Origin of the sequence: Streptomyces sp. NPDC001634 (genome assembly GCF_040298185.1) — a bacterium.
GTDB lineage: Bacteria > Actinomycetota > Actinomycetes > Streptomycetales > Streptomycetaceae > Streptomyces.
This window is the reverse complement of sequence record NZ_JBEOZU010000084.1, coordinates 14,043-40,944: the sequence shown is the minus strand read 5'-3', so window position 1 is coordinate 40,944 and position 26,902 is coordinate 14,043. Positions and strand designations below refer to the sequence as shown.

The window sequence follows — 26,902 nt, the reverse complement described above, 5'->3', positions numbered from 1 at the left end:
CCCGCCGTCTGAGAATACGACGGCGGGCGGTGCGGCCTTTACTGAGGAGGACTAGCGGCGCCAGTAGCGGTAGCAGTCCCATCGATACGGGTGAAAGTTGCAGTGCCGATGCCGGTAGCGGTCCCAGTCCCACCCGTCGTAGTTGCCGCAGTGGCGGAACCGGTAGCTGTCGTGACGCCAGTAGCCGAGGTCGTCGCCGCGGTATCGCCACAGGTCACCGCCGTGACGGTACGCCAAGGGGCTGTAGTCTCCCGCGAAGGGCTCATCGTCTGGGTCGAACGAGGAGGCTGCCGGCGTCGCGGAAACCGCACTTTGGAGCGGAGCGGCAGTCGCCTCTGCCGAGAGGGGCACCACGACAGCACCGGCTGTCAGCAGTGTGACTGCCACTGCCCTAGCAATGCTCTTCACTTACTCTCCTTTCAGACAGCAGGAATTCGGTCTTTCCCTGCCACTGCATCCGACGTTACCTCGAATTGGAGGCTCCTCCGGGGAAGCTGATGCACGGTCAGGCACGAGGGGCAGGTGGGCGAGATTCAGAAGCAGCAGCTCAGCGGCCTTGTCGGGCATGCATAAAGCGGCTGCGTCCCACTTATCCGAAACACCCGTCCAGGCGCATTCCCGGTCGTGTCGCAATTGACCGTCCGGCCGGTTCCCGGGGCTGAAATAATTGCCCCTCCCAGGTGAATTACCGCGCCTGAACGACCCGCATTTCAAGGAGTTGAAAAACCGGATACGCATCCCGCGACCTGTTACTTCGCTGTCGACAGGATGTGACAGCCACCATTTATCTGCCCCGGCTTTTGCAGAGTCCTTTGCCCATGGGGTCGGGTGCACGGGCCCGCCCCGGGGGCACGTTGCTGAAGGAGAGCTTCCTGGACTTTGCGCGCAGGCCTTGACCGTGCGTGCGATGGTGTGGCGATGACGGCCGTGTCGCCGGCTCGTCACATGCGTTCAGCTGGTGCATGCGAAGCAGGTGTTTGTCCTGCTGTCAGTCGCCGCCGCCCAGCTCGGCCTTGTGCCTGTCCACGACCGGCCGTTCATCGGCCCGCTGCCGTCGAGCGCTGCCAAAGATGTGCCCAGTGCTTCCTCTGTCGGGGCCAGGTGAAGGGCGTCCGTGTCCCAGCGGCCCCAAGGGCCGCGCAGTCATTGACGCAATTGCCGCTTCTGGCAACGGGATTGCGGGACACGGCGTGGGCCGGCGGGATGTGAAGCCTTCGCAGACGTTGTCAGGCCGCCCGACGATCAGCGCCATGAACCGGATCGCGAGCCGGGTCGACGACCGGCGCTTGTGCGCCCACGCCTGCCACCGCATCATCCGGCGGGCGCGCTCGCCGGGCCGGGCTGCACCGCGCGGCAGCAGGCCGGACTGAACCGGGCCGTCCTCGACAAGGGATGACACCGCCGGGAAGGCGCCCTGATCGACACGGCCCGGTACACGGGCACAACTGTGGTGAGGCCGATCCCGTCCGCACCTCGCAGACGTGCAGCGGGGTGCGGCGTATACGTGGATGCCAACTCGCTTGAAAGCAAGGGGAGTTCATGTGAACGCCGCCTGCAACCACCGTGACCATGTCGATGTGAACGCGGCGCATGACATGGCGCTGGAGGCCAAAGCGCCTTACGCGGCGCGGCTGCGGGAACCGGCGCGCATCGTGACGAAGGGTCAGCGCATCCGTCGGGGTACGCACCGGCGGGTGCGCACCCGGCCGTGCGACCGCGCGTATGGGAGCAGCCGGCAGGCACAGCCGGTCCCGTGGTGATGCAGAAGTGAACGGCAGTGCGCTTCTGAACGCATGTCGGATATAGGAGGTTTGCGTTTCTCCTTCCCCTTGGGCTACCGTCCAGAGCCTCCGGACAAACCGTTCGGAGACTTTGGACGGCGGGGTTGGTAGTGCTCCGCCTTGTCTGGACTGTGCGCCCGGGCTTTCCGCATGCCCGGCTGCGCAGGGCAGACCCCCGCCGTCCGCAGCCCCCTGCGGCGTGGCCGTGCCAGACAACTGGCTGACCGTCGGCCGGCCACGCCGACAGGTGCGAAATGGGGCCGAACGGCATTGGAACGACGCGTTCTTGCCGTACCTGACCGGCACTCGTTTTGCGCACCCATCCCTTCACAGAAATGAAAGGTGTCCTCATGAACATGGACCAGCTCGAGGCCGAGACCGCTGACCTGCTGCCCGGGCGGGAGGCCCTGGGGAGGTTCTCGTTCAACCTCACCAAGATGACCACCGTCACGAAGAAGATCGCGCACGTGGACGCTCACAACGAGTCGGCCGCGGTCAATCAGTGCTCGCCGTGGGCTGTCGCCGCGTCCGAGGCCTCTCAGACCATCAGCGTTCAGCAGTAGCACACGGGTTCAGCAGGGTCAGGTCGACGGGCCTGACCCTGCTCCCGCTCCACGCCGGGGTGCCGGGATCGTACGACACCCTCCGTCGGCGTGCGCCCGCAAACGCGCACCTGTGCCGAAACGCCCAACGCGCCTGGGAGAAAAGAATGACGGCGTCCGGAAAAAGCAGCAGCGTCAAGACGCTGAAGATTCAGGCTCCAACGGCCCGGCAGGAGTCCGCCACCGGGGAAGCGGCCGCGGGCGGCACACCGGACTCCTTCACGCACTCGGTGCACACCATGACGGCCGGCATCTTCACCTCGCCCGGCGCTGCGCCCGTTCCCCGGCTGAGTCAGGGTTTGCAGACCCTCGGAGAGTACCGGGGGTCCGGCTTCACCGAGCGCAAGTTCATTGTCCGCCGGGGGGACGGGCAGGTGATCCAGCTATCCCGCTTGCTGTACCTCATCGTGGGTTCCGTCGACGGTGCACGTGACGCCGAAGCGATTTCCCACCGGGTGAGCGGGCGCTACGGAGCCGATGTCACCACGGAGAACGTCATCCACCTGGTGGAGCACAAACTTACTCCCCTCGGTATCACGCTCCCCTTCGAGGATCACCCGCAGGAGGTCCCTGCCCCCCGCTCAGACCTCCTCCTTTCTCTCCGGGGCCACCATGTGGTCTTCGGTGAGGCACAGGTGGCCCGCATCGCTGCCGCGCTCGCCTGGCTGCACCGGCCACTCGTGGTGACGCTGACACTCGCCGGCGCCGCAGTCATGGATATCTGGCTCTTCGGTGTCCATGGAGCCATGACCCCCGTGCTGCAAGTGCTCGAACAGCCGCTGTGGATGCTCATCCTCTTCGCGCTGACCGTTGCCTCGCTCGTCTTTCATGAATTCGGGCATGCGTCGGCCTGCCGATACAGCGGGGGCGTACCAGGAAAGATCGGCTGCGGCATCTTCCTGATCTGGCCGGCCATGTACACGGACGTCACCGACGTGTACCGGCTCACGAGATCCGGCCGCCTGCGTACCGGGCTGGGAGGCGTCTATTTCAACGTCATCTTCATGCTGGCCCTCACCGCTGGCTACCTGCTCACTCACCAGTCCTTCTTCCTTGCCGCGGTGTACCTCGCGCACTTCGAGGTCCTCGAGCAGCTGATGCCGGTGGTGCGGCTCGACGGCTACTACATCCTGGGCGACCTGGCGGGTGTTCCCGACCTGTACGGCAAGGTCAGGCCCATCCTGTTGAGCATGCTGCCGGGGCACAAGCCCGCCGCCAGGCAGGTGGCCGGTCTCAAGCGCTCCGCCCGGATCATCGTGACGGTGTGGGTCCTGACCATGATCCCCCTGCTGCTCGCAGAGGGAGCGTACGCCCTGTGGAACCTTCCCCGCCTGCTCACCACCGCGGTGCGCAGCCTTGGGGACCAAGGCTGCGGAACGTATCTGGCGTTCACGCAAGGGCATATGGCTGCCGGGCTGGTCGGGATCATCGGCACGCTCATGCTGCTGTGCCCGATGGCAGGAGGCGCCCATCTTGCCGGCCGGCTGGCCACCCGCCTGTTCCGCGCCGCCGTGCGAGCGACAGCAGGAAAGCCGGCGATGCGTCTTGCCCTGGCAGCCGCAGTGCTCGCAGGCGGCGCCGTCCTGACAACTGCGTGGGTGGAGGGACTTACGCCCAAACCACTTCCTGCAGCAGCCCCGGTCACCCCCCTCCTCCAACCCGGCGTCCCCACCATGCGAGCCCCGCACCCCACCGCTACGGACGTGCCGGCAACCCGCCCTGCCGGCACCCCGCCGGAGCAGAAACGACTCACGCGACGTCACAGCGCCCCTTCACCCTCACCCGGGACCGCTCGCTACACCCCCGCGGTGACACCGCCCGCCGCCTCACCAGCGGCTCCGGCACCGCCCGCCGGCACATCGGCAGCCTCCACCGCCGGGAGCAGGACCACCCCAACAGCCCCCGCCGGCAGCACTCCCACCAGCCCGGCACCCGGCTCTTCCGGGAGCCGGACGCCCTCCGCATCCCCCTCGTCCTCGCAGCCCGTCACCGCCTCCCCCTCGCCCTCTGCACCGACGCCCTCGAGCGCCAGCCCTTCCTGACGCCCAACACGCCACCAAGGAGACAACCTTGAACCACCGCAAGCCGCGCACCGGCACCGTCACCAAGACCGCGGCCGGCCTCAGCCTGGCCGCCACGGTCGGTCTGTCCATGGCGGTCGGCACCACCTCGGCAGGTGCCAGCCCCAGCAGTCCCGGCCTCTCCCACAGCGCCGCCATTGCTGTGGACATGGCGCACAGCCATGCCGACAGGATCCGCGTGAACCAATTCGACGAATCCTTCCGGATCCACGAATATGGGCCGTCCGTCGTGGTGGCGGCACACAACCGGGCCACCGCGGAATCCGTGGGCTGCTTGATCGACGACCCCTGCCGTTCGATCGCCCTGTCCTACCAGATCGTCACCACGGCCGGCCGGAACGCGCGTCTCATCAACGCCTCCAACCTGAGCAGGGCCGTCAACGAACACTGTCCGGCATGCCAGACCTTCTCCGCGGCCTATCAATTCGTCGTGGCCACGCCGCGGGCATTCAGCCTGAGCGGCGACTCGCGCAGCAAACTCGACGCCATCCGCCGCCAGGTGGATGCGCTCAGGGCGTCCGGTCTGACCATCCCTGAGATCACGCGCCAGGCGGACGAACTCGCCCGTGAAGTGAAGGCGATTCTCGACCGTGAGGTGGCACGCGCACCGCGCGGTGACGGCAGCGACCCCTTGGCCGACTTCGCGCCGATCGTGACGATGCACCGCCATGTCCGGTAAATCCCGCTGAAAACGCTCAGGGCTGCGGAACCCCGGCCGCAGCCCTGAGTATCCCGGCAGAACATTCCGGTGAAGCAGAATACGGGCCGCCGCCGAGAGCGGACCGTGAAGTTCAGTCAGGAAGTGAGGTCCAGTGGGCAGCCATCATCCCCCAGCGCTACGCAGTCAAGCATTGGAGCTTATTTCCGGGGGGCATTCCGTCAGAGACGTTGCAAGGAGACTCGGGCTCCCTCAGCAGACCGTGTACCGCTGGAGCCGCACAGGTGCCTCGCAGTCCGAACTGATGCAAGCGCACGCACGCATCGAAAAGCTGGAGAACGAAATCGCGACATGCCGGCGAGTGATCGACTTCATGAAAGAAGTGATGCCCCCAAAAGGCGATACGAGGTGATTTCCGCGATGGCGGAAGAGGGTTTCCCGGTGCGTCGCATCGCCGGGATTCTCGATGCCTCGGAGTCCGGCTACTACGCGTGGCGTGAACGCACTCCATCGGCTCGGGCACTGCGGCACGCCTGGTTGACCCGGATCATTCTCGATATTTACAGATCATCCGGCTCAACCTTTGGATACCGCCGCGTCCGCCATGAGCTCGGCCGCCGCTACGGCATCAATGTCAGTCACGGAACGGTGGAACATCTCATGGGCCAGGCCGGCATTCACGGCAGATCCGGAAGGCTGCTTGGTCACGCGCAGCCGGCGATCGCCCGGGTTCCCGGCCGGCGATGGGTCATCGACGTATTCACCTACAGAACGTTGAATGACAAGGTGTGCGCCGCCATCGTGCTCGACACGACATCGCGTCACCTGGCGAGCTGGAGCACGGGCCCCAGGCCAAGCGCCCTCCTCATCGATCACGCGCTCGACAAAGCGATTACCCAGGAGACTACCCCGGAGCCCGTCCCGGGCACCACGAAAGGAAATCTTGCCGGATGCACCTTTACCGAGCGTGCACACGCCCTCAGAGACGCGCCCGTTTCCGGGACCATCGGCGATTGGTACGATCACACAGTAGCCGAGGCATTCCGGGAAAATGTGCGGCGCGCGCTCGCGGACCGCAACGACGGCAAGGACCCGAAAAGACTCGAGGAAAAACTCCTTGAGATTTTCGAGCGCTTCACCCATCAAAAGTGAAGCGAGAAGGCCAGGGCGCCCGCACTCGGATCGGCAGCCTCAAGGCCTGCCGTTACCCGATCATTTGACCGAAGCGCTGAAGGAGACATGGACATCACACCACCCCTGCCTATCGCCGAAGAATTCAGAACCGGTATGCACGCAGAGAGGCCTCTTTCGGCAACACAGGCGCATCAAGTGCTGCTGTATTGCGCCCTGGACGCGGCGTGCGTGCCGATGCATCCCCATGACTTACACGCGATCGGCAGGGTGGCAGAACTCGACTACGCGACAGTGGAGACAGTCATTGACTGGATCAAATCGGCAGGAACGGAGAGGTTCTGATTCCGAGTCCGCCTCCATGGCCTGCACGACGTGCCGAACCCCACTCCGCCCTAGGATTCCCCGGCCCGCAGCAGCGACTCGACGAGCACAGCCACATGCCGGCGGTCCGTCGGGCTGAGTTTGTGCACGCTGGCAATGAGGATCTCCACCTCGGGATCCGTAATCTCGGGTGCGTTTTCGAAATAGAGATTGACCCCCGCAGCCTCAGCCGCAGCCCGTTGCACGGGCCCCACCGGTATACCCAGACCTCTGGCCAAACCTTCCAGTGTGGTCTGCTGAGGCATCTGTGCCAGTCGCGCCGACGTCGCCAGATGGTGAACGGTCGAGCGAGAGATGCCGCCGCGGCGCGCTACATCGCTGTAGGACCATCCCTTTTCATCCAACTTATTCTTGATCATTTCCTGCAGTGTGTTAGGCACCGCTGGTTCTTCCCGTGGTCGATCGGCCGCTTGTCAATGAGTCTAACGGCGCCGCCTGCAGGTCGTTCTGCACGTTCTTGTGGCCGCTGCCCTGCGCCACCTCGAGAAGCCGTCGCCCACGACGGGCTGCGGTGCCGCCCCCCGCAGGACGGCACCGAGGAGCGGCGGTAGGACTGCCTCGCGCGGTGGCGCGCATTCGTAAGCCCTGGGGCTCCACCCTCAGCTGTGGCGGGGGCGCCGCCGACGCCCCAGCGGTGGCGCAGGACGCCGAAGAGTGCGACACCGTGCGCGCGGCCATCTCCGTGTGGCTGTCGCGTGGAGCCACCGCCTCGCGCCGCGCGCTCGAACCGCTGACGCCCGCTCAACGGCGGCTGTTCATCGAGACGTTGCGCGCCTACGAGGCCGCCGTCGCGGAAGACGACGAGAGCGCCGCCGTCGCGGAGTAGGGCCCCGGTGCTCCTGGCCCCGGCACCCCCTGAAACGCGCGCCGGTACGCGTACGGGCTCGTGCCCACCACCCGCTTGAAGCGGTCCCGGAACGCCGTCGGGGACCCGAAACCCGTCTGGATCGCGATGCGATCTACGGGGTACGACGTCGTCTCCAGCAGGTACTGGGCGCGCCGGATCCGCGCCCGGTGCAGCCACTGCAGCGGCGTCGTGCCGGTCTGTTCGCGGAAGCGGCGGTTCAGGGTGCGGGCGCTCATGCCCGCGCGGGCCGCGATGTCGTCCAAAGTGAGGTCCCGGTCCGCATTCTCCTCCAGCCAGTGCAGCAACGGCTCCAGGGTTGCCCCGGCGGGGGCCGGCGGCCGGTCGTGGACGATGAACTGGGCCTGGCCGCCCTCCCGTTCGAGCGGCATCACCGACAGCCGGGCCGCGTCCGCCGCGACCGCCGAGCCGTGGTCCTTGCGGATCATGTGCAGGCACAGGTCGAGCGCCGCCGCCGCGCCCGCCGAGGTGAGGAACTGGCCCTCGTCGACGTAGAGCACGTCCGGGTCGACCGTCACCGCCGGGTGGCGCTGCGCCAGCAGCGGAGCCGCCACCCAGTGCGTCGTCGCCCGCCGTCCGTCCAGCAGTCCCGTCGCCGCGAGCACGAACGCGCCCGCGCACACGGACGCGATACGTGTCCCCTGCGCCGCGGCGGCGCGCAGTGCCTCCGCCACGCCCTCCGGCAGCGGCAGCGTCGGGTCCGCCGTGCCCGGCAGGATGATCGTGTCCGCCTCCGCCAGCGCGTCGAGCCCGTACGGCGCCCGGATCCGGAACGTTCCCGCGTCCACCTCCTCCGCCGGAGCACAGATCCGCACCCGGTAGGCGGGCCGCCCGTCCGGCAGCCGGGTGCGCGAGAAGACCTCGATCGGGGCCGAGAGGTCGAAGGGGATCACCTGGTCCAGCGCCAGGACGGCGACGGTGTGCATGGCGAGAGAGTAGGCATACGACGGGGTACGGCCAAGCCTCCCTGGCAGCAGGTGCACCGGACAGTCGCAGCTCGGGGTAAGACAGCCCCAGCTCGGCGGCCCCCTGGGCACATGGCGAGAATCCGTTGAGTGCTGGCAATTCCGCCACTTCCGTGAATGATCTCCGCGCCCTAGCGTCGGCCCGTGACCAAGTTCCTTCTCGCCGTCCACGTCCTCGTCGCGATCGTCGCCATCGGGCCCGTCACCGTCGCCGCGAGCATGTTCCCGTCCACCGCGCGCAGGGCGCTCGCCGAGCCCGGAGAGAACCGGCACCACCTCGCGCTCCTGCACCGCATCTGCCGGATGTACGCCGTCGTCGGCGTCGCCGTTCCGGTGTTCGGGTTCGCCACCGCCAAGAACATGGGCGTGCTCGGTGACACCTGGCTGATCGTGTCGATCACGCTGACCGCGCTCGCCGCGGCCGTGCTCGCCGCGCTGGTGCTGCCCCGGCAGGAAGCGATCCTGGAGGGCGTCGAAGGGGGCACGGTGAGCGAGCGGGCCACGGTGCGGCTCGCCATGGTGACCGGCATCTTCAATCTGCTGTGGGCAGCCGTCACCGTGCTGATGATCGTGCGTCCCGGGTCGACCACGGGGGCCTAGGTCCTGTCGTCAAACTCCCGTCGTCCGCCCGGAGGGCGGGCCCTGCGGCGTCAGGTGCGTGCTCTGGGGGTCCCCCCGGCCGGAGGCTGGGGGAGTGCCGGGCCAGGCCCTCGTACTGGATGTACTTGGGTCTGTGCCCGGTGCGGCGAGTCGGGGTCCCCCCTGCTCGAAGAGCTTGGGGGAGCGTGCATGGCGTCGCGGGGCTGGGGGCACCTCCCGGCCGAAGGCTGGGGGGGGAGGGAGTTTGACGACAGGGCCTAGCGGCCCGTCGAGGGGCGGAGCTCAGGATCCCGGCGGCGCGGACTGCCCGCGGGCCTGCAGACGGGGGGCGCCGCCTTTCCCGTCCTGGTCGGCGGGAGCGTCGAACCCGCTGCGTACGACTCACAACGGGTTGGTCAGCGTCAGGTCCTCCCTCGCCCACTCCCCTCGGAACGCCCGCGCCACGGCGGCCGCCACGAGCACGCCGGTCGCGATCAGCAGCGTGCAGAAGCCCCAGGCCAGGGGCCAGAACGAGGCGTCCGGTTCCGGGTGGGCACGGAAGGAGACGTACATCAGCGTGGCCGGGGGCACCGCGACGAGCAGCAGGGGCCAGCCGAGGTAGTCCCGGTGGCCGAAGTAGGCCGCCAAGAGCAGCAGGACCACCGCGAGGAGGAGGACCCCGAGGACGGTCACCGGGGTCGTCTCCTCGGTGGCTCCCGGGGTCTCGGGACGGTTGCGCAGGTCCCACGGCACACACAGGAGGTACGCCGCGGTCGCGAGGACGGCGCCGAGCAGGCGGGTCAGCCAGCGCTCGGGCAAGGGGCGCGTTCGCATGGGGCGGAGCAGCTTCTCGGTCATGCGTACGAGGGTTGCCGCGGAACGGCGGAGTCAACAGAGTACGGATACTCAGTTCGAGTGCTGCCCCTCCCAGGGCACTTGGGCACTTCTGCTTCCAGCGAGCGGCGTTCCGCGGGGACCGCGAGCAGCGCCGTGGCCAGTCCCGCCCGGCGCAGCCGTCCCCGCTACGCCCCCAGCGCCCGCGACACCGTGTAGATCAGCAGCCCGGCCAGCGAGCCCACCACCGTGCCGTTGATCCGGATGAACTGCAGGTCGCGGCCGATGTGCGCCTCGATCTTCCGTGTGGTGTGCACGGGGTCCCAGCCGGCGACCGTGTCCGTGATCAGGGACGTGATCTCCTTGCGGTACGTCGTCACGACGTGCACCGCCGCGCCCTCCACCCACCTGTCCACCTTGGCCTGGGTCTTCGGCTCGGTGGCCATACGGGCGCCCAGCGACAGCAGCGACGCCCGCACACGCAGCCGCAGCTCACTGCGCTCGTCCTCGGCGGCCGAGACGATCATGGATCGTACGGCCGTCCAGGCGGAGGCGATCAGGTCCTGGACCTCGCCACGGCCCAGCACCTCGCCCTTGAGCCGCTCCACGCGCGCCCGGGTGTCGGTGTCGGACTGCAGGTCGGCGGCGAAGTCGCCCAGGAACCGGTCCAGGGCGCCGCGCGCCGGGTGCGAGGGCGCGTCGCGCATCTCGGTGACGAAGCGCAGCAACTCCTTGTAGACCCGCTCGCCGACCCTCCTGTCGACGAAACGGGGCGTCCAGCCGGGAGCGCCGCCCTGTATGGCGGCCGTGATCTGCTCATCGTTCAGGACGAGCCAGTCATGGGCGCGGATGCAGATCAGGTCCACGACCCGTCTGTGACCGCCGTCCGCGACGACCTTCTCCAGCATCTTGCCGAGGCCCGGCGCTATCTCCTGGGCGTCGGCGCGGCGCGTGATGGCCTCGCCCACCACCGCCTGGACGTCCGAATCCCGCAGCACGGTCAGGGCGCCTCTCAGGGCGGTCGCCAGCTCCGCCGTCACCCGGTCCGCGTGCTCCGGCTCGGCCAGCCAGGCACCCAGGCGGCTCGCGATGCCGACCGCGTGCAGCCGCTGGCGTACGACCTCCTGGGAAAGGAAGTTCTCGCCGACGAACTCACCCAGAGAGACGCCGAGCTGGTCCTTCTTGTTGGGGATGATCGCGGTGTGCGGGATGGGCACACCGAGCGGATGCCGGAAGAGCGCGGTGACCGCGAACCAGTCGGCGAGCGCGCCCACCATGCCGGCCTCGGCAGCGGCTGCCACATAGCCGGCCCAGAGGCCCGCGCCCGAGTTCTGCGCCCATTTGGCGAGGACGTACACGAGCGCCACCAACAGCAGCAGTCCGGTCGCCGTGCCCTTCATCCGGCGCACACCCCGGCGCTTCTCCTCGTCGGCGGGGCTGAAGGAGGTCATCGCGCGGCTGGCGGCGGCCACGTCGGCAGCCGGGCCTGCGGCCACCGCTTCATCCGGTTTCGTGCGTTCCATCCACTCCACCCGTTCGTGTCCCCCGTACACATTGTCCCTTCCTGACCGACTCCTGGAACGGAACGGGAGTTCCCGGCGTCTGTCCGGACGGAGAAGTATCGGGGGCTTTTCAGGGTCTCGTCAGGGTTCCTGTCAAGGAAATCAGGGTCTTGTCAGGGGCGCCTGTCATCATGGAAATGATCAACACGGAGCCCCGGACTCCCGTCGCCCGAGGAGACACGCACCGCATGACCAGGCCACGCGGTTATGCCCTGCTGGCTGCCATCTGCACGCTCATCCTGGCCGTGTCGGCCGGCATATACATCGGCGTCACGGCCGATGACGGCGGCAGCCGCAGCACCCTCACCACCGGCCGCCCCACCACGAGGGGCTCCGCCGCCCCCGCCTCCACCGGCACCTGGGTCGGCGCCTGGTCGGCCTCGCCCTCCGGGGCCGAGCCCGGTACCGAGACGGACGGGATGGCCGGACGGTCCGTGCGCAACGTCGTGCACGCGGACGTCGCCGGTACGAGTGCCCGCATCACGCTCTCCAATCTCTACGGTCAGCAGCCGCTGAGCATCACGCACGCCTCGATCGCGGTCGCCGCCGCGCCGGGCGACGCGACAGCGGCCCCCGGCACCATGCGCCGCCTCACCTTCGGGCGCAGCACCTCGGCCGTCATAGCCCCCGGCGCGCAGGTGCTCAGCGACGCCGTACGCATAGCCGTCCCGCACGGCTCCGACGTACTCGTGACCACCTACTCCCCCACCCCGTCCGGCCCGGTCACCTACCACCGGCACGCACGCCAGATCTCCTACGCCGCCCAGGGCGACCACACGGAGGACCTGAACGGCGGCTCCTACACCGAGCAGACGGAGTACTGGCGCTGTCTGACCGCGCTGGACGTGCTGAGCAACGAATCGGTCGGGACCGTCGTCGCGCTCGGCGACTCGATCACGGACGGCATCACCTCCACCGTGGGCGCCGACCACCGCTGGACGGACGTCCTCGCGCAGCGGCTGCACGCGGCGGCCGGATCAAGTGACGTGCCCCGCTACAGCGTGGTCAACGAGGGCATCAGCGGCAACCGCGTCCTGACCAGCGGCCTCGGCCGGCCCGCCGACGACCCGAGCGGCCTGACCCGATTCGACCGCGACGTCCTCGGCCGTACCAACGTCAAGGCCGTCATCATCGACCTCGGCGTCAACGACATCCTGCGCACCCCCGGCCACGCCGACCCCGACCGGATCACGGCGGGCCTGCGCACCCTGGTCCGCGAGGCGCACGCGCGCGGCCTCAAGGTCGTCGGCGCCACTCTGATGCCGTTCAAGGGCCACCGCGGCTACCGGGCCGACCGCGAACAGGCGCGGCAGGCCGTCAACGCGCAGATCCGTGCGGGCACGGTCTACGACGAGTTCGTCGACTTCGACAAGGCGCTACGGGACCCGTACGACCCGCGCCGGCTGCGCTCCGACTACGACTCGGGCGACCACCTCCACCCCAACGACGAGGGCTTTCACCGGATGGCGGAGGTGTTCGACCTGACCTCGCTGAAGGGAGCGGCGCCCGCCCAGCTCTAGCGCCGGTCAGCAGTCACCGTGAAGCGCCACGCTGGTCAGCAGTCACCGTGAAGCGCCACGCTGGTCAGCAGTCCCCGTGACGGCGCCACACTGCTCAGTAGTCCCCGTGACGGCGCCTGTCGCGCTCCTCGCGGCGGGCCTCCCGGCGCTCCTCGCGGCGTTCGCGCATCAGTTCGCGGTGCTCCTCCCGCGCGTCCAGGTGGGCATCCAGCAGATCCCCCAGGCTGTCGCGATGGGAGGCGTGCAGCTCCTTGCGCGCGGCCTTGCGGTCCAGCTTCTCCTGGCGCCGCTCCTCCTTCAGCCGCTGCCGTTCGGCCCTGGTCAGCTTGCGCTCGACGCCGACCCCGCCCCAGAACGCGAACCCGGTGACGATCACGCGCGGCGCGCCCGGCTCCCCCGGCACGCCCTCCTCACGGTGGTCGAAGCCGCCCATGATCCCCATGCCGCGCACGATCACCTCGACGCCGGGCGGCACGATGACGTTCATCCCGCCCATGATCGCGACACAGTTGATCTCGACCTCGCGGTCCGCGAAGTCCGCCTCCCGCAGGTCGATCTCACCGCCGCCCCAGAAGGCGAAGCAGTTCAACCGCTTCGGCACCGTCCAGCGGCCCTTGCGCTGGAACCCTGACATGACGGCGACGGCCCACGAGGACGACCCCTCGCCGCCGCCGATCCGCCCCGCCCAGCTCCCGCTCACCGCGGGCTCCTTGATCAGCGACACCGCCGGAGCCGTGACGCCCGCGGCCGGCAGGTCCCGGGTGATCGGCGTCAGTTCCCCGTAGGTCCGCGCCTTGTAGGTGGCCTCCAGTCGCTCCTCGAACTCCTCCATGTCGAGACGGCCCTCGGCGAGTGCGTCGCGCAGGACCTCGGCGACTCGTTCACGATCGGCGTCGGAGGCGCGGAGCTCGGGGACGGGGGTACGGGGGGCCCGCGGCGTCAGCCCCTGATCGTCGCTTCCCCCGGAAGACACAGCGTCGGTCATGGGCGCCAGCCTACGAGTTCGCCGGGCGCAGGGCTACGAGACCGCGCGCTCCGTCCGGCCCGGCGGGGGTTTGGGGGTGTCCCCGAATAGTTCCAGCATCTGGGCGATCACGGCCTCGATGTCCGGCTCCCGCACCGACAGGTCCACCAGCGGATACTCCGCCGCGATACGCGCCACCAGCGGAGCCGCCGACTCCGACGCCGGGAAGGCGAGCCACTGCCGCGGCCCCTCGACCCGCACCACACGCGCGGGCGGCGCCTCGATCGGCGGCAGTTCCCGCTCCAGGTCGACGACGAGGGTGCGTTCGCTGTCGCCCACCTCGTGCAGCCCGGCGAACGGACCGTCGTACATCAGGCGCCCGTGGTCAATGACCATCACCCGTGAGCACAACTGCTCGATGTCCTGCAGATCGTGCGTGGTCAGCAGCACGGTCGTGCCGCGCTCGGCGTTCAGGTCCCGCAGGAAGTCCCGGACCTTCGCCTTGGAGATCACGTCGAGGCCGATCGTCGGTTCGTCGAGGTACAGCACCTCGGGGTCGTGCAGCAGCGCCGCCACGATGTCGCCCCGCATCCGCTGCCCCAGCGACAGCTGACGTACCGGCACGTCCAACAGACCGCCCAGTTCGAGGAGTTCGACACAGCGGTCGAGATTCTCGCGGTAACGCACGTCGGGGATGCGGTACATACGGTGCATCAGCCGGTACGAGTCGATCAGCGGCAGGTCCCACCACAGGGTCGTGCGCTGCCCGAACACCACCCCGATGCGCTGCGCGAGCCGCGTCCGCTCGCGGGACGGGTCGATGCCCGCGACCCGCAACTGCCCACCGCTCGGCGTCAGGATCCCGGTGAGCATCTTGATGGTCGTCGACTTGCCCGCGCCATTCGGCCCGATGTAGCCCACCATCTCACCGCGCGCCACGATGAAGGAGATCGAGTCGACCGCCCGCACCTGCCGCCGCTCACTGCGCAGAAACCCGGTCCGCTTGCGTACGTCGAAGACCTTCTCGACGCGGTCGAGTTCGATGAAATCACTGTCCATGTGCGCTAACTCCCCGTGCTCCGGTACGAACGCAGTCCCGCACGCCAGGCCAGCCCCGCCAGCGCACAGCAGCCCGCCGCCACCAGTGGCGGGGCGAACGCGGCCCATGGCGGCAGGTCGAGCGGATAGGGCCGCCCCAGCACATACAGCGCGGGCAGCCAGTTGACGAAGGCGAGCGGCAGCACGAAGGTCACCCCGCGCACCAACTCCTTCGCGAACACGCTCGGCGGGTACTGCAGCAGCGTCTGACCGCCGTACGTGAAGGAGTTCTGCACCTCGGAGGCGTCCCGCGCGACGAACTGGAAGGCCGCGCCCACCACGAACACGGCACAGAAGATCGCGGCACCGCTGAGCAGCGTCAGCGGGATCATCAGCACCTTGAGCGGGGACCAGGCCACGTCCAGGACGGCGAGCGCGTACCCGAGGACCAGCGCGCCCTGGGTGATCCGGCCGAGGCGGCGCAGCGCGAAGCGGTCCGCCGCGACCTGCGCGAGCAAGGGCGCCGGACGCACCAGCAGTGTGTCGAGCGTGCCGTCGCGCACCCGTCGCCCCAGCCGGTCCATCGAGCCGAGCGCGAGGTCGGCGAAACCGAAGGCGGTGGCCGAGAGGCCGTAGAGGAACGCCACCTCGGGCAGGCGGTAGCCACCGAGCGTGTCGATCCGCGAGAACATCAGCATGATCGCGACGAAGTCGAGCGCGGTGCCGGCGAAGTTGCCGAACGTGGTCATCGCGAAGGAGACACGGTAGGCCATCGTGGAACGGATCCACATGGCGGTGATCAGACAGTAGGCGCGCAGTCCTTCGCGCACGCGGCCGTACGTCTCCTCACTCCCGTACGTCTCCTCACTCCCGTTCATCTCCTCGTTCCCGTACGTCTCCTCGCTCCCGTACGTCGTGTCAGCCACCCTGGACCACCACCCGTCGGGTCGCCGCAGACTGCACCAGCCGCCCGAGGGCCAGCAGGACGACCGCCCACGCCCCCTGGAAGGCGTAGGTCCGCAGGGGGTCCGCCTCGCCGAGCAGCACGTCCACGGGGGCCTGGAGCAGCGACGACCAGGGCAGGACCCGGACGATCTCGCCGAGCGTGCCGGGAAAGACGTTGAGCGGCAGCAGCATGCCCGAGCAGAAGACCGCCGTCAGCCAGGAGAGGTTGGCGACGCCCGCCCCGTCCAGCAGCCAGAACGCGCACAACGCGACGAGGAAGCGGATCGCGAAGCTGACCACCACGCCCAGCGCGACCGCGATCACGAACGCGAGCCAGGTCAGCGGGGCGGCGGGCAGCGCGAGCGGGAACACGAGCGCGCCGAACACCAGCGGAACCACCCCGCGGCCGAGCAGGTGGAACATGGCCCGCCCCATGTCCGAGGCCAGCCACCACAGCTGGAGGTCGGCGGGCCGGTACAGGTCGATGGCGATGTCGCCGGTGCGGATGCGTTCGATCAGCTCGTCCTCGAAGCCACCGCCGAACACGGCCGTCGTCATCAGCAGGCCCTGGCTCACCCAAACGAAGGTAAGAGCCTGCGACTGGTCGTATCCCCCCAGATGTGGCCGCTCCTGCCACAGGGCGAGGTAGGTGTATGCCAAGATCAACCCGAAGACTGTGTTGGTGAACACCCCCGCCGCGGTCGCGGTCCGGTAGGTCGCGTACCGCCGGAACCCACCGGCGGCGACGGCGGCGTACAACCGCCCTGTCCCCACGGAAAACCCTCCTTCGAGCGTGCCGGGCGAAGCGCAGGAGCCTAGCGCGCGGGCGAAGTGGCGCACCACACGTTTTTTCCGCACGACACGGCCCTTGTGCCGGGAACGGAACGGAAGGGTGCGACAGTCTTCATCAGGGGGCGCAGATGGCGTATGAGGGCGTACGCGAACGTACGACGCGAAACGGGAGTCCGGCACCACGATGAGCGACGAGCCGCAGCCGCAGCAGAGCAGCCAGGGCGTGGCGTCCAGAGAACCGCAGCCCGCGGCCGACGGGGCAGGCCCCGGCGAGAAGCCGAAGCCCGCGGCCGACGGAGCGATCACGGGCGAGAAGCCGAAGCCCGTGGCCGACGAGGCGGGCCACGGCGAAAAGCCGAAGGCCACGGCTGACGAGGTGGACCCCGGCGAGGAACCGAAGCCCACGGCTGAGGGAACGAACCCCGGCGAGAAGCCGAAGCCCACGGCCAACGCGGCGATCCCTGGTCAGAAGCCACAGCCCACGGCGCACGCGGCAGCCGTCAGCCAAAAGCCACAGCCCACGGCCGGCGCAGCAGTCATCGGCCAGAGGCCACAGCCCGCAGCACACGCAGCAGCCACCGGCCAAAGGCCACAATCCACGGCCGACGCAGCAGCCACCGGCCAAAGGCCACAGCCCACAGCACACGCGGCAGCCACCAGCCAGGAGCCACAGCCCACGGCCGGCGCAGCAGTCATCGGTCAAAGGCCACAGCCCACAGCACACGCGGCAGCCACCAGCCAGGAGCCACAGCCCCCGGCCAACGCGGCACCCGCCAGCGGGAAACCGAAGCGGCCCCAGCGCACGGGGTGGCGTCGGCTGATCCCGACCTGGCGCATGGTGCTCGGCACCCTCGTCATGGGGATCCTGCTCCTGATGGGCCTCTTCGCGCTCGGCTACTACACGGTCAGGATCCCCGCGGAGGGGAACGTCGCGGCGACCCAGCAGAGCAACGTGTACCTGTACGCCGACGGCAGCGAGCTGGCCCGCGTCGGCCCGGTCAACCGCGAGAACGTGCAGCTCTCGCAGATCTCCAGGGACGCCCAGCACGCGGCGCTCGCCGCCGAGGACCGCGACTTCTACACCGAGACCGCCGTCGACCCCAAGGCGATGATCCGCGCCGCCTGGAACACGGCCACCGGCAAGGGCAAGCAGTCCGGCTCGACGATCACCCAGCAGTACGTGAAGAACTACTACCTGGGCCAGGAGCAGACCGTCACCCGGAAGGTGAAGGAGTTCTTCATCGCGATAAAGCTCGACCGCGAGAAGAGCAAGGACGCCATCCTCGAGGGCTACCTCAACACCAGCTTCTTCGGGCGCAACTCCTACGGCATCCAGGCCGCCGCACACGCGTACTACGGCGTCGACGCGAAGGGCCTCACGGTCGGCCAGGGCGCGTACCTCGCCGCGCTGCTCAACGCCCCGAGCGAGTACGACGTGATCGCGCACCCGGAGAACAAGGCGGCGGCCGTCGCCCGCTGGAACTACGTCCTCGACGGCATGGTCAAGAAGAACTGGCTGACCGAGGCCGACCGGCAGAAGGTGACGTTCCCGACGCCCAAGCAGCAGGTGGCCGGGACCGCACTGTCCGGCCAGCGCGGCTACCTGGTCCAGGCGATCAAGGACTACCTCGTCACAAACAAGATCATCGACGAGGACACCCTGGCCCGCGGCGGCTACCGCATCACCACCACCCTGCAGAAGTCCAAGCAGAACGCGTTCGTCAAGGCCGTCAACGACCAGGTGATGTCCAACCTCGACAAGAAGGACCGCAAGGCCGACCGGTACGTCCGCGCGGGCGGTGTCGCCATAGACCCGTCCACCGGCAAGGTCGTCGCGATGTACGGCGGCATCGACTACACCAAGCAGTACGTCAACAACGCGACCCGCCGCGACTACCAGGTCGGCTCGACGTTCAAGCCGTTCGTGTTCACCTCGGCCGTCCAGAACGGCTCCCGGACGCAGGACGGCGTCACGATCACCCCGAACACGGTCTACGACGGCACGAACAAGCGGCCGGTGCAGGGCTGGACCGGTGGGGCGTACGCGCCCGAGAACGAGGACAGCATCTCCTACGGCCCGATCACCGTCCGCAAGGCCACGGACAAGTCGGTGAACGCCGTGTACGCGCAGATGGCGGTGGACGTCGGCCCGTCCAAGGTCAAGCAGACCGCGATCGACCTCGGCCTGCCCGGGAACACGCCCGACCTCAACCCGTACCCCTCGATCGCGCTCGGCACGGCCACCGCGAGCACCCTCGACATGGCGGAGGCGTACGCGACGCTCGCCAACCACGGCAAGCACGCCACGTACACGCTCGTCGAGAAGATCTCCAAGGACGGCACCGAGGACGTCCAGCTGCCGCAGCAGACCACGAAGCAGGTGGTGACCCGGGAGGCGGCGGACACGACCACGGCGGTACTGCAGAGCGTGGTGGACAACGGCACCGCGACCGCCGCGCAGGACGCCGGCCGGCCCGCCGCAGGCAAGACGGGTACGGCCGAGGAGGACCAGGCGGCCTGGTTCGCCGGCTACACCCCGCAGCTGGCGACCGTGGTCTCCGTGATGGGCCAGGACCCGGACACGGGCAAGCACGAGTCGCTCTACGGCGCGATGGGGCTGGCCCGTATCAACGGCGGTGGCGCGCCCGCGCAGATCTGGGCGCAGTTCACGAAGGCGGCCCTGCAGGGAGAGCCGGTCAAGGACTTCGACCTCACGCTCCAGGCCGGCGCCGACCAGACCGTGGAACCGAGCACGGGCCCCACGGACCAGCAGCCGGGCACCACCGGAACCCAGGACAACGGCGGCACGACGGGCGGCCTGCCCTCCCCGGGCACGAACCAGGGCCAGAACCAGGGCCAGACGACCGGCGGAACGCCCACGACGGGCGGCACCACAGGCACCCCGGGCACCAACGGCTCGACGACCACGGGTGGCACGACCGGGACGGGCGGCTCGACGACCACGGGCGGCACCACCGGAACCGGCGGCACGACCGGCGACGGGGGCACCACCGGAACCGGCGGCACCACGGGCACCGGCGGCACCACCGGCACCGGCGGCACGACCGGCGGCGGGACCACAGGGACCGGCGGGACGGGCGGGTTGGGCACGCTCAGTTCTCAGGGGCGGCGGTCGTAAGCGCCCTGCCCCGACGCTGGAGACGGCCCGCACGGATCAAGCCGGTGCGGGCCGTTCTTTCGGGAAGCGGAGGTTCAGATCCCCAGATCCTTGATGATCTTCGCCACATGCCCCGTCGCCTTCACGTTGTACAGCGCCAGCTCGACCTTGCCCTCCTCGTCCACGATCACCGTGGAGCGGATGACGCCGACGACCGTCTTGCCGTACAACTTCTTCTCACCGAAGGCGCCGTACGCCTCCAGCACCGTCTTGTCGGGGTCCGCAAGAAGCGTGACCTTCAGGGACTCCTTCTCGCGGAACTTCGCAAGCTTCTCCGGCTTGTCGGGGGAGATGCCGATGACGTCGTAGCCCGCGCCCGCCAGCAGTTCCAGGTTGTCCGTGAAGTCGCACGCCTGCTTGGTGCAGCCCGGGGTCAGCGCGGCCGGGTAGAAATACACGATGACCTTGCGGCCCTTGTGGTCCGCAAGGGAGACCTCATTGCCGTCGGCGTCCGGCAGGGTGAAGGCGGGGGCGGTGTCGCCGGGCTGGAGTCGCTCGCTCATCGGTACCTCACGTGGCAAGGGGCGGGTTACCCGACGAGCCTAATCTCCTTCCGGCAGCTCCATAGGGGTGGCCGAGGAGTGCGTTCGGCGCGGAACTGACAGACTGTCGACCACAGGAGCAGGAATTGCGCGGAACACGTCGCAAACGACCACGGAGGAAGCGCGGTGGCGGACACGTCGAGCACACCGGACACAAGGACTCCGGCGCAGATCGAGGCGGACATCAAGCGCCGCCGCGAAACGCTCGCCGAGACGCTCGACGAGATCGGCGTCCGGGTTCACCCGAAGACGATCGTCGGGGACGCCAAGGCCAAGGTCGTCTCCAACATCGACCACACGCTCGGGCGCGCTTACGTCGGCGTCAACCGGGTCGTCAGCGAGGTGAAGGGACAGTTGGTCACGGAGGACGGCGCGCCTCGGCTGGAGCGCATCGTGCCCGTGGCGCTGGTCGTGGTCGGGGTCGTGGGGCTGTTCGCGCTCGGCTCCCGGCGGCGCAAGAACTGACCCGGCCGCGCGCGAAGCCGTCGAAGGCAGGTAGGTTCGGGGCGTGAGCGAGAAGACCCAGCACGACAAGTTGCCGATCCGGATGCTGCACGACCGCGTGCTGGTGCGGCAGGACGCCGCCGAGGGCGAGCGCAGGTCCGGCGGCGGCATCCTGATCCCCGCGACCGCGGCCGTCGGCCGGCGCCTCGCCTGGGCCGAGGTCGTCGCGGTCGGGCAGAACGTACGGACTGTGGAGCCGGGCGACCGGGTCCTGTACGACCCGGAGGACCGGGCCGAGGTCGAGGTGCGCGGAATCCCGTACGTCCTGATGCGCGAACGCGATCTGCACGCCGTGGCGGCGGACCGATTCGAGGGGTCGGAGGACTCCACGGGGCTGTACTTGTAGATCGACCAGATCAATCCGGAAAAGGGGCTGGTGACCGTCGTCACCGGCCCCTTTTGCTGCGCTTGTCGTGACTGTCCGACGATCGGTTCGTTACTCCGTACGAGGCCGCGAACGCGTGGCCGAGAACGGAGGGGAATCGATGGGGCAAGCACGTACACCAAGGAGCGCCTGGAGGAAGCGGCCAGGGCGTCACGGACGCTGTCGGAGGCATTGGAGCGGCTGGGGGTGGATCCGAGGAGTTCCAGGCGGCGGTATGTGCTTGAGCGGATGAAGAAGCTGGGGGTGGATGTCTCACACTTCGAGCGCGAGGGGGTGAAGTGGACCAAGGAGATCCTAGAGCCCGTGGTCGCCCTCTCCGCGAGCGTGAACGAAGTCGTACGCCGACTCGGGCTCGATTCCGTAGGAGGTCACCAGACCAACATCGCCCGGCGAATCAAAGCGTACGGAATCGACACCTCGCACTTCACACCAGCCGTCCGAACGGAGCGCATGAGGTACAACCAGCGCCGCCAGACCGCCGAAGAGATCCTCGCCGAAGACACCTCGCCGCACCCCAGACGCACACCGCCAGACCGCCTCAAGCGAGCGATGCTTGAACACGGCATCGATGAGCGCTGCGCCTTGTGCGGAATCGAGCCGGTGTGGCTGGGAGAACCGCTGCGGCTTGAGGTCGACCATGTCGACGGCGACTGGTGCAACAACCGTATCGGGAACCTGCGCCTAATCTGCCCCAACTGCCATTCCACAACGGACAGTTACCGGGGGCGCGGCAAGCGACCTTTCAAGAGCGGTGCCTGATGAGCAGTGGCGTGCAGTACACCCGTGAGCGGCTGGAGGAAGCCGCCGGACGGTGTTCCGATCTGGACGAGGTCATCACCTACTTCGGAGCCACGCCGTACTCCAACCTCCGTCGGTACCTCACAAAGCGATTCGCTGACTTCGGCATCGACATCTCCCACTTCCGTGCTTGCGGGAGTCATGCTCGCCCCAGGCCCGACGAATTGCGGGCGGCTGTCGCGGAGTCGTTCTCGATTGCAGAGGTACTGCGCCGCCTCGGGCGCACAGATAACGGCGCCCAACGCGCAAATCTGCGCAAGTGGATCGCCGAGGATCACCTCACGACGACGCACTTCCTGGGGCAGGCACACCAACGGGGGAAGCGGAGCTCGACCGCCAAAAGCCCTGAGGAAGTTCTAGTACGGAGCAACAGCGCGCACCGGACCAATACCGCTCGTTTACGGCGTGCGCTCTGCGACGTCGGCGTGCCCGAGCAGTGCGCCAGGTGCGGGGTCGGGCCTGTGTGGCTCGGAAAGCCCATGACGCTGGAGGTCGATCACATCAACGGGGACTGGCGCGACAACCGGCGTGAGAATCTGCGGCTGCTGTGCCCCAACTGCCACGCGATCACCAGCACATGGTGCAGGGGAGGCAGAAGGCACTGGTCGACTCCCGGTACCATGGCAGGCGGCTAGCGGCGGTGGCGCAACGGCGACGCAGCAGACTTAGGATCTGTGGCCCCTGACCGGGCTTGAGGGTTCGAATCCCTTCCGCCGCACACAAATGGCCTGCGAATCGAATCGATCCGCAGGCCATTTCTTTCTAGGGCCTCAGCCCAGCAACTCCCGCACCACCGGCACCAACGCCCGAAACGCCTTCCCCCGATGACTGATCGCGTTCTTCTCCTCGGGGGTCAGTTCCGCGCAGGTGCGGGTCTCGCCCTCCGGCTGGAGGATCGGGTCGTAGCCGAAGCCGTTCGTGCCGGACGGGGCGTGGCGGAGGGTGCCCTTCAGGCGGCCCTCCACCACCCGTTCCGTGCCGTCCGGCAGGGCCAGGGCCGCCGCGCACGCGAAGTGGGCGCCCCGGTGGGCGTCGTCGATGTCCGCGAGCTGGGCCAGGAGCAGGTCCAGGTTCGCCTTGTCGTCGCCGTGGCGGCCCGCCCAGCGGGCCGAGAAGATGCCGGGGGCGCCGTTCAGGACGTCCACGCACAGGCCCGAGTCGTCCGCCACCGCGGGCAGACCCGTCGCGCGGGCGAGCGCGTGGGCCTTCAGGAGGGCGTTCTCGGCGAACGTGACGCCCGTTTCCTTGACGTCGGGGATGTCGGGGTGGGCGTCCGCGCCGACGAGGTCGTGCGGGAGGCCCGCTTCGGCGAGGATCGCCCTGAGTTCGGTGATCTTTCCGGCGTTGCGTGTGGCGAGGATCAGGCGGGTCATGTCCACCAGTATCCGTGCCGCCGGAATCCGTACGGCGACGGTGCCCGCTTTGCCGTACCCCGGCATTCCCGGTCGCGTCCTAGGAGGTGCACACCTTCGTCAGCTCCCCGGCCGCGTCCGTCACCGGGCCGACGTCGGGGGTCTTGTCGCCGTTCTTGACGGCGTCGCGGACGCTGGTGACGGCCTTGCGGAGGTCGTCGACCGCCTTGTTGACGTCGACGTTGTCCGTCTTGTCGCCGATCTTGTCGAGGTTCTTCTCGATGGAGTCGAGGGATGCGTCCGTCTGCGTCGGGTCGTTCGCCGCGTTCTCGACGGCCTGCTGGAGGTTGGTGACGCTGTCGGCGATCGCGTCGGCGGTCTGCACGCAGTCGATCGCCTTGTTGACGGCGTCGCAGCCTGCGCTCGCGCCCACGGCGGTGAGTACGGCGACGGCGGCTAGCGCGGCGGTGGCGATGCGTCGGCGGTGGCGCGCGGCCATGGGACGGTTCCCTCCCCGTTGATGGTGCTGCTCTCTCCCGGGCTGCGGGTGGGCGCGCGGGCTTTCGCCGCGCGCCCGTTCCGTCAGGTGGGCAGTTGTGCAGCCGTGCAGGTGTTCCTTGGAATCCTTCTTGGAATCCTTCTCGGAATCCTTCTTGGACTCTTCCTCGGAACTACCCCTTAGAACGCCGATCCGGGGCTACGCGGTTGCCTCCAGTGCAGCGCGCTGGATCGCCGCCAACTGGTCGCAGCCCGCGACCGCGAGGTCGAGGAGGGCGGTCAGTTCCTTGCGGTCGAACGGCGTCGCCTCGGCCGTGCCCTGTACCTCCACGAAGCGGCCGTCGCCGGTGCAGACCACGTTCATGTCGGTCTCGGCCTTGACGTCCTCCTCGTAGCAGAGGTCCAGGAGCGGTACACCGCCCACGATGCCCACGGATACGGCCGCGACGGTGCCGGTCAGCGGCTTCCGGCCCGCCTTCACCAGCTTCTTGCGCTGGGCCCAGGCCACGGCGTCGGCGAGGGCCACATAGGCGCCGGTGATCGCGGCGGTGCGGGTGCCGCCGTCGGCCTGGAGCACGTCGCAGTCGAGGACGATGGTGTTCTCGCCGAGCGCCTTGTAGTCGACGACGGCGCGCAGGGAGCGGCCGATGAGCCGGCTGATCTCGTGCGTACGGCCGCCGATCTTGCCCTTGACCGACTCGCGGTCGCCGCGGGTGTTGGTGGAGCGGGGCAGCATGGCGTACTCGGCGGTGACCCAGCCCTCTCCGCTGCCCTTGCGCCAGCGCGGTACGCCTTCGGTGACGGAGGCGGTGCAGAAGACCTTCGTGTCGCCGAAGGAGACGAGGACGGAGCCCTCGGCGTGCTTGCTCCAGCCGCGCTCGATGGTGATGGGGCGGAGCTGGTCGGGGGTGCGGCCGTCGATTCGAGACATGGCCCCGAGCCTATCCGTACGTGCGGGAGGGGCCCCTCCCGCGGCGGAAGGGGCCCCTCTTCGGTTGCTGTGGGTGTGGGCGCGGGGCTCACATCATGTCTTCGATCTCCGCCGCGATCGGGTCGGCGTCCGTGCCGATGACGACCTGGATGGCGTTGCCCATCTTGACGACGCCGTGGGCGCCCGCGGCTTTCAGGGCGGCGTCGTCGACCAGCGAGGCGTCGTGGACCTCGGTGCGCAGCCGGGTGATGCAGCCCTCGATCTCGTCGATGTTGTCGATGCCGCCGAGCCCGGCGACGATCTTCTCAGCCTTGCTGGCCATGTTCTTTCTCCCTGATCCGAACCGCTTTGTCGCAGTGACCCATGGCCGGCCGGTACGACCGTCCGAAACTGGTCTACACCACCCGGGGAACGGTCGCCAAACTCTTCGGCAGAACAGGTGCGGAGGCCGCTCATGCCGCCAGGGCTTGGCCCTCGCCGCGCCGGGACGGCGTTGTCTTTATCACGCCCGCGCCCCTTCGTCACATATGAACCCTCGGAGTACAGTTTCGGGGGTTTCGCCACGAGTGCGGCATTTACTCGGCGTACGGCTTGAGGCTTCGGAATTCATGGGTTCCTTATCCCGCCTTCACCGTGCTACAACAGGTCTACACCAGTGAGTGGTGTAGACCACGCGGGTGCTGTACACCCCTGTTTCCCCCTTCCCGTCCCCCGCAGCACTCGGCACATGGAGGAAGTATGAGCACCGCCACCACCACGGCGGCCCCCGCAAAGAAGCGGGGATCCGGTCTGTTCCAGGGCCTGCAGAAGATCGGCCGCAGCCTTCAGCTCCCCATTGCGGTGCTGCCGGCGGCGGGCATCCTGCTGCGGCTCGGCCAGCCCGACGTCTTCGGCGACGACGGACTGCACTGGCACAAGGTCGCCTCCGTCTTCGCGACCGCGGGCGGCGCCGTGTTCGACAACCTGCCGCTGCTGTTCTGCGTCGGTGTCGCGATCGGTTTCGCGAAGAAGTCGGACGGCTCCACCGCTCTCGCGGCCCTGGTCGGTTTCCTCGTCTACAGCAACGTGCTGAAGGCGTTCCCGGTCACCGAGGCCAAGGTCCAGAACGGCCCGGACATAGCCGCGACCTACAACAACCCCGGTGTCCTCGGCGGCATCATCATGGGTCTGCTCGCCGCCGTGCTGTGGCAGCGGTTCCACCGCACCAAGCTGGTCGACTGGCTCGGCTTCTTCAACGGACGCCGGCTCGTCCCGATCATCATGGCCTTCGTCGGCACGCTCATGGGTGTCTTCTTCGGTCTGGTCTGGAAGCCCATCGGTGACGGCATCTCCGACGTCGGCAAGTGGATCACCGGTCTCGGCGCCGTCGGTGCGGGTCTGTTCGGTCTGGTCAACCGCGCGCTGATCCCGGTCGGTATGCACCAGTTCGTCAACGCCGTCTCCTGGTTCCAGCTCGGCGACTACAAGAACTCCGCGGGCACCATCGTCCACGGCGACCTGAACCGCTTCTTCGCCGGTGACCCGACCGCCGGACAGTTCATGTCGGGCTTCTTCCCGATCATGATGTTCGGTCTGCCGGCCGCCGCGCTCGCCATCGCGCACACCGCCCGCCCCGAGCGCCGCAAGGCCGTCACGGGTCTGATGGTCTCGGTCGCGCTGACCTCCTTCGTCACCGGTGTGACCGAGCCGATCGAGTTCTCGTTCATGTTCATCGCCCCGGTGCTCTACGCGATCCACGCGGTGCTCACCGCCCTGTCCATGGCGATCACCTGGGCGCTCGGCGTCCACGCCGGCTTCACCTTCTCGGCCGGTGCGATCGACTACTTCCTCAACTGGAACCTCGCGACCAAGCCATGGCTGATCATCCCGATCGGCCTGGTGTTCGGCGCGATCTACTACTTCGTCTTCCGCTACGCGATCATCAAGTTCAACCTCCCCACCCCGGGCCGCGAGCCCGAGGAGGAGATCGAGGACCTCACCAAGGCGTGAGATCCGCACCGAACGGCACGAAGG

General features: G+C 68.4%; 29 protein-coding genes and 1 tRNA gene. 16 read left to right on the top strand and 14 right to left on the bottom strand.

What is annotated here, in order from left to right; genetic code table 11:
- Nucleotides 1–51 precede the first annotated feature (51 nt).
- A complete protein-coding gene (locus tag ABT186_RS37910) occupies nucleotides 52–237 on the bottom strand; it encodes a hypothetical protein (RefSeq protein WP_351230965.1) in 186 nt (61 codons plus the stop codon).
- Between the two features lie 1,894 nt (nucleotides 238–2,131).
- Between ABT186_RS37910 and ABT186_RS37905 the strand changes: the two genes are divergently transcribed.
- The 6 genes from ABT186_RS37905 to ABT186_RS37880 all read left to right on the top strand — a co-directional run bounded on the left by ABT186_RS37905 (nucleotide 2,132) and on the right by ABT186_RS37880 (nucleotide 6,598).
- Nucleotides 2,132–2,344 carry a hypothetical protein gene (locus ABT186_RS37905; RefSeq protein ID WP_351230967.1) on the top strand — a complete coding sequence of 71 codons (213 nt, stop codon included), beginning with the start codon at nucleotides 2,132–2,134 and terminating at the stop codon, nucleotides 2,342–2,344.
- A 146-nt stretch (nucleotides 2,345–2,490) separates the two neighbouring features.
- A complete protein-coding gene (locus ABT186_RS37900) occupies nucleotides 2,491–4,425 on the top strand; it encodes a zinc metalloprotease (protein ID WP_351928952.1) in 1,935 nt (644 codons plus the stop codon).
- 28 nt (nucleotides 4,426–4,453) lie between these two features.
- Complete coding sequence (locus ABT186_RS37895; RefSeq protein WP_351230971.1) at nucleotides 4,454–5,143, top strand: hypothetical protein; 690 nt, start codon at nucleotides 4,454–4,456, stop codon at nucleotides 5,141–5,143.
- Between the two features lie 133 nt (nucleotides 5,144–5,276).
- A complete protein-coding gene (locus ABT186_RS37890; protein ID WP_351928950.1) occupies nucleotides 5,277–5,534 on the top strand; it encodes a transposase in 258 nt (85 codons plus the stop codon).
- Nucleotides 5,535–5,542: 8 nt separating this feature from the next.
- Entirely contained in the window at nucleotides 5,543–6,274 is a 732-nt protein-coding gene (locus ABT186_RS37885) for an IS3 family transposase (protein ID WP_351928948.1), read from the top strand.
- Nucleotides 6,275–6,361: 87 nt separating this feature from the next.
- Nucleotides 6,362–6,598 (top strand): hypothetical protein, encoded by a 237-nt coding sequence (locus tag ABT186_RS37880; protein ID WP_351230977.1) that lies wholly within the window; start codon nucleotides 6,362–6,364, stop codon nucleotides 6,596–6,598.
- A gap of 50 nt (nucleotides 6,599–6,648) precedes the next feature.
- Here the strand turns inward: ABT186_RS37880 and ABT186_RS37875 are convergent, their stop codons facing one another.
- The gene (locus ABT186_RS37875; RefSeq protein WP_351230979.1) at nucleotides 6,649–6,996 is read right to left on the bottom strand and encodes a helix-turn-helix domain-containing protein; all 348 of its coding nucleotides are present in this window, start codon (nucleotides 6,994–6,996) and stop codon (nucleotides 6,649–6,651) included.
- 206 nt (nucleotides 6,997–7,202) lie between these two features.
- On the opposite strand from ABT186_RS37875, the gene ABT186_RS37870 reads away from it, so the two are divergent.
- A complete protein-coding gene (locus ABT186_RS37870) occupies nucleotides 7,203–7,463 on the top strand; it encodes a hypothetical protein (RefSeq protein WP_351230981.1) in 261 nt (86 codons plus the stop codon).
- Here ABT186_RS37870 and ABT186_RS37865 read toward each other — a convergent pair.
- A complete protein-coding gene (locus ABT186_RS37865) occupies nucleotides 7,412–8,428 on the bottom strand; it encodes a GlxA family transcriptional regulator (RefSeq protein ID WP_351230983.1) in 1,017 nt (338 codons plus the stop codon). The two genes, ABT186_RS37870 and ABT186_RS37865, sit on opposite strands and share 52 nt — an antisense overlap.
- 183 nt (nucleotides 8,429–8,611) lie before the next feature.
- On the opposite strand from ABT186_RS37865, the gene ABT186_RS37860 reads away from it, so the two are divergent.
- The gene (locus ABT186_RS37860; protein ID WP_351230985.1) at nucleotides 8,612–9,067 is read left to right on the top strand and encodes a hypothetical protein; all 456 of its coding nucleotides are present in this window, start codon (nucleotides 8,612–8,614) and stop codon (nucleotides 9,065–9,067) included.
- Nucleotides 9,068–9,448: 381 nt separating this feature from the next.
- Here the strand turns inward: ABT186_RS37860 and ABT186_RS37855 are convergent, their stop codons facing one another.
- Together ABT186_RS37855 and ABT186_RS37850 are read right to left on the bottom strand one after the other, a co-directional pair.
- Nucleotides 9,449–9,904 (bottom strand): hypothetical protein, encoded by a 456-nt coding sequence (locus ABT186_RS37855; protein ID WP_351230987.1) that lies wholly within the window; start codon nucleotides 9,902–9,904, stop codon nucleotides 9,449–9,451.
- A 164-nt stretch (nucleotides 9,905–10,068) separates the two neighbouring features.
- Entirely contained in the window at nucleotides 10,069–11,433 is a 1,365-nt protein-coding gene (locus tag ABT186_RS37850) for a DUF445 domain-containing protein (RefSeq protein WP_351230989.1), read from the bottom strand.
- Nucleotides 11,434–11,630: 197 nt separating this feature from the next.
- Between ABT186_RS37850 and ABT186_RS37845 the strand changes: the two genes are divergently transcribed.
- Nucleotides 11,631–12,962, top strand: a complete 1,332-nt coding sequence (locus ABT186_RS37845) for an SGNH/GDSL hydrolase family protein (RefSeq protein ID WP_351230990.1) — start codon at nucleotides 11,631–11,633, stop codon at nucleotides 12,960–12,962.
- Between the two features lie 94 nt (nucleotides 12,963–13,056).
- Here the strand turns inward: ABT186_RS37845 and ABT186_RS37840 are convergent, their stop codons facing one another.
- The 4 genes from ABT186_RS37840 to ABT186_RS37825 are packed head-to-tail and all read right to left on the bottom strand — an operon-like array spanning nucleotide 13,057 to nucleotide 16,683.
- Nucleotides 13,057–13,947, bottom strand: a complete 891-nt coding sequence (locus ABT186_RS37840; protein ID WP_351928946.1) for a DUF1707 SHOCT-like domain-containing protein — start codon at nucleotides 13,945–13,947, stop codon at nucleotides 13,057–13,059.
- Nucleotides 13,948–13,980: 33 nt separating this feature from the next.
- The gene (locus ABT186_RS37835) at nucleotides 13,981–14,985 is read right to left on the bottom strand and encodes an ABC transporter ATP-binding protein (protein WP_351928944.1); all 1,005 of its coding nucleotides are present in this window, start codon (nucleotides 14,983–14,985) and stop codon (nucleotides 13,981–13,983) included.
- Nucleotides 14,986–14,990: 5 nt separating this feature from the next.
- Entirely contained in the window at nucleotides 14,991–15,842 is an 852-nt protein-coding gene (locus ABT186_RS37830; protein ID WP_351231020.1) for an ABC transporter permease, read from the bottom strand.
- A gap of 40 nt (nucleotides 15,843–15,882) precedes the next feature.
- Entirely contained in the window at nucleotides 15,883–16,683 is an 801-nt protein-coding gene (locus ABT186_RS37825) for an ABC transporter permease (protein ID WP_351928942.1), read from the bottom strand.
- A gap of 202 nt (nucleotides 16,684–16,885) precedes the next feature.
- Between ABT186_RS37825 and ABT186_RS37820 the strand changes: the two genes are divergently transcribed.
- Complete coding sequence (locus tag ABT186_RS37820; protein WP_502973454.1) at nucleotides 16,886–19,840, top strand: transglycosylase domain-containing protein; 2,955 nt, start codon at nucleotides 16,886–16,888, stop codon at nucleotides 19,838–19,840.
- 74 nt (nucleotides 19,841–19,914) lie between these two features.
- On the opposite strand, the gene bcp is transcribed toward ABT186_RS37820, so the two are convergent.
- Entirely contained in the window at nucleotides 19,915–20,382 is a 468-nt protein-coding gene (gene bcp, locus ABT186_RS37815) for a thioredoxin-dependent thiol peroxidase (protein ID WP_351230997.1), read from the bottom strand.
- Between the two features lie 165 nt (nucleotides 20,383–20,547).
- On the opposite strand from bcp, the gene ABT186_RS37810 reads away from it, so the two are divergent.
- From ABT186_RS37810 to ABT186_RS37790, 5 genes are all read left to right on the top strand, one after another.
- Complete coding sequence (locus ABT186_RS37810) at nucleotides 20,548–20,886, top strand: DUF3618 domain-containing protein (protein ID WP_351230999.1); 339 nt, start codon at nucleotides 20,548–20,550, stop codon at nucleotides 20,884–20,886.
- 43 nt (nucleotides 20,887–20,929) lie between these two features.
- Nucleotides 20,930–21,271, top strand: a complete 342-nt coding sequence (locus ABT186_RS37805; protein WP_351231001.1) for a GroES family chaperonin — start codon at nucleotides 20,930–20,932, stop codon at nucleotides 21,269–21,271.
- Nucleotides 21,272–21,538: 267 nt separating this feature from the next.
- Nucleotides 21,539–22,069: an HNH endonuclease signature motif containing protein gene (locus ABT186_RS37800; RefSeq protein WP_502973453.1), complete on the top strand. Its 531-nt coding sequence runs from the start codon at nucleotides 21,539–21,541 to the stop codon at nucleotides 22,067–22,069.
- A complete protein-coding gene (locus ABT186_RS37795; protein ID WP_351231003.1) occupies nucleotides 22,069–22,743 on the top strand; it encodes an HNH endonuclease signature motif containing protein in 675 nt (224 codons plus the stop codon). The genes ABT186_RS37800 and ABT186_RS37795 overlap by 1 nt, the downstream gene beginning before the upstream one ends.
- Nucleotides 22,743–22,826: transfer RNA gene (locus tag ABT186_RS37790), tRNA-Leu, on the top strand. The genes ABT186_RS37795 and ABT186_RS37790 overlap by 1 nt, the downstream gene beginning before the upstream one ends.
- A 52-nt stretch (nucleotides 22,827–22,878) precedes the next feature.
- Here ABT186_RS37790 and rdgB read toward each other — a convergent pair.
- The 4 genes from rdgB to ABT186_RS37770 all read right to left on the bottom strand — a co-directional run bounded on the left by rdgB (nucleotide 22,879) and on the right by ABT186_RS37770 (nucleotide 25,211).
- Nucleotides 22,879–23,481 (bottom strand): RdgB/HAM1 family non-canonical purine NTP pyrophosphatase, encoded by a 603-nt coding sequence (rdgB, locus tag ABT186_RS37785; protein ID WP_351231005.1) that lies wholly within the window; start codon nucleotides 23,479–23,481, stop codon nucleotides 22,879–22,881.
- A 79-nt stretch (nucleotides 23,482–23,560) separates the two neighbouring features.
- Complete coding sequence (locus ABT186_RS37780; protein WP_351231006.1) at nucleotides 23,561–23,959, bottom strand: hypothetical protein; 399 nt, start codon at nucleotides 23,957–23,959, stop codon at nucleotides 23,561–23,563.
- A gap of 198 nt (nucleotides 23,960–24,157) precedes the next feature.
- Nucleotides 24,158–24,889 carry a ribonuclease PH gene (gene rph / locus ABT186_RS37775; RefSeq protein ID WP_351231008.1) on the bottom strand — a complete coding sequence of 244 codons (732 nt, stop codon included), beginning with the start codon at nucleotides 24,887–24,889 and terminating at the stop codon, nucleotides 24,158–24,160.
- 88 nt (nucleotides 24,890–24,977) lie between these two features.
- Nucleotides 24,978–25,211 carry a PTS sugar transporter subunit IIB gene (locus ABT186_RS37770; RefSeq protein WP_351231009.1) on the bottom strand — a complete coding sequence of 78 codons (234 nt, stop codon included), beginning with the start codon at nucleotides 25,209–25,211 and terminating at the stop codon, nucleotides 24,978–24,980.
- Between the two features lie 416 nt (nucleotides 25,212–25,627).
- Between ABT186_RS37770 and ABT186_RS37765 the strand changes: the two genes are divergently transcribed.
- Complete coding sequence (locus ABT186_RS37765) at nucleotides 25,628–26,878, top strand: PTS transporter subunit EIIC (protein WP_351231011.1); 1,251 nt, start codon at nucleotides 25,628–25,630, stop codon at nucleotides 26,876–26,878.
- Nucleotides 26,879–26,902: the final 24 nt, after the last annotated feature.

Excerpts from the sequence above, each read along its gene's own strand:
- ABT186_RS37820 (WP_502973454.1), top strand. The coding sequence starts at position 16,886 with ATGAGCGACGAGCCGCAGCCGCAGCAGAGCAGCCAGGGCGTGGCGTCC.
- ABT186_RS37800 (WP_502973453.1), top strand. The coding sequence starts at position 21,539 with ATGAAGAAGCTGGGGGTGGATGTCTCACACTTCGAGCGCGAGGGGGTG.
- rph (WP_351231008.1), bottom strand. The coding sequence starts at position 24,889 with ATGTCTCGAATCGACGGCCGCACCCCCGACCAGCTCCGCCCCATCACC.
- ABT186_RS37855 (WP_351230987.1), bottom strand. The coding sequence starts at position 9,904 with ATGACCGAGAAGCTGCTCCGCCCCATGCGAACGCGCCCCTTGCCCGAG.
- ABT186_RS37905 (WP_351230967.1), top strand. The coding sequence starts at position 2,132 with ATGAACATGGACCAGCTCGAGGCCGAGACCGCTGACCTGCTGCCCGGG.
- ABT186_RS37900 (WP_351928952.1), top strand. The coding sequence starts at position 2,491 with ATGACGGCGTCCGGAAAAAGCAGCAGCGTCAAGACGCTGAAGATTCAG.
- ABT186_RS37780 (WP_351231006.1), bottom strand. The coding sequence starts at position 23,959 with ATGGCCGCGCGCCACCGCCGACGCATCGCCACCGCCGCGCTAGCCGCC.
- ABT186_RS37830 (WP_351231020.1), bottom strand. The coding sequence starts at position 15,842 with ATGAACGGGAGTGAGGAGACGTACGGGAGTGAGGAGACGTACGGCCGC.
- ABT186_RS37795 (WP_351231003.1), top strand. The coding sequence starts at position 22,069 with ATGAGCAGTGGCGTGCAGTACACCCGTGAGCGGCTGGAGGAAGCCGCC.
- ABT186_RS37865 (WP_351230983.1), bottom strand. The coding sequence starts at position 8,428 with ATGCACACCGTCGCCGTCCTGGCGCTGGACCAGGTGATCCCCTTCGAC.
- bcp (WP_351230997.1), bottom strand. The coding sequence starts at position 20,382 with ATGAGCGAGCGACTCCAGCCCGGCGACACCGCCCCCGCCTTCACCCTG.
- ABT186_RS37880 (WP_351230977.1), top strand. The coding sequence starts at position 6,362 with ATGGACATCACACCACCCCTGCCTATCGCCGAAGAATTCAGAACCGGT.
- ABT186_RS37885 (WP_351928948.1), top strand. The coding sequence starts at position 5,543 with ATGGCGGAAGAGGGTTTCCCGGTGCGTCGCATCGCCGGGATTCTCGAT.
- ABT186_RS37770 (WP_351231009.1), bottom strand. The coding sequence starts at position 25,211 with ATGGCCAGCAAGGCTGAGAAGATCGTCGCCGGGCTCGGCGGCATCGAC.
- rdgB (WP_351231005.1), bottom strand. The coding sequence starts at position 23,481 with ATGACCCGCCTGATCCTCGCCACACGCAACGCCGGAAAGATCACCGAA.
- ABT186_RS37765 (WP_351231011.1), top strand. The coding sequence starts at position 25,628 with ATGAGCACCGCCACCACCACGGCGGCCCCCGCAAAGAAGCGGGGATCC.
- ABT186_RS37835 (WP_351928944.1), bottom strand. The coding sequence starts at position 14,985 with ATGGACAGTGATTTCATCGAACTCGACCGCGTCGAGAAGGTCTTCGAC.
- ABT186_RS37840 (WP_351928946.1), bottom strand. The coding sequence starts at position 13,947 with ATGACCGACGCTGTGTCTTCCGGGGGAAGCGACGATCAGGGGCTGACG.
- ABT186_RS37875 (WP_351230979.1), bottom strand. The coding sequence starts at position 6,996 with ATGATCAAGAATAAGTTGGATGAAAAGGGATGGTCCTACAGCGATGTA.
- ABT186_RS37845 (WP_351230990.1), top strand. The coding sequence starts at position 11,631 with ATGACCAGGCCACGCGGTTATGCCCTGCTGGCTGCCATCTGCACGCTC.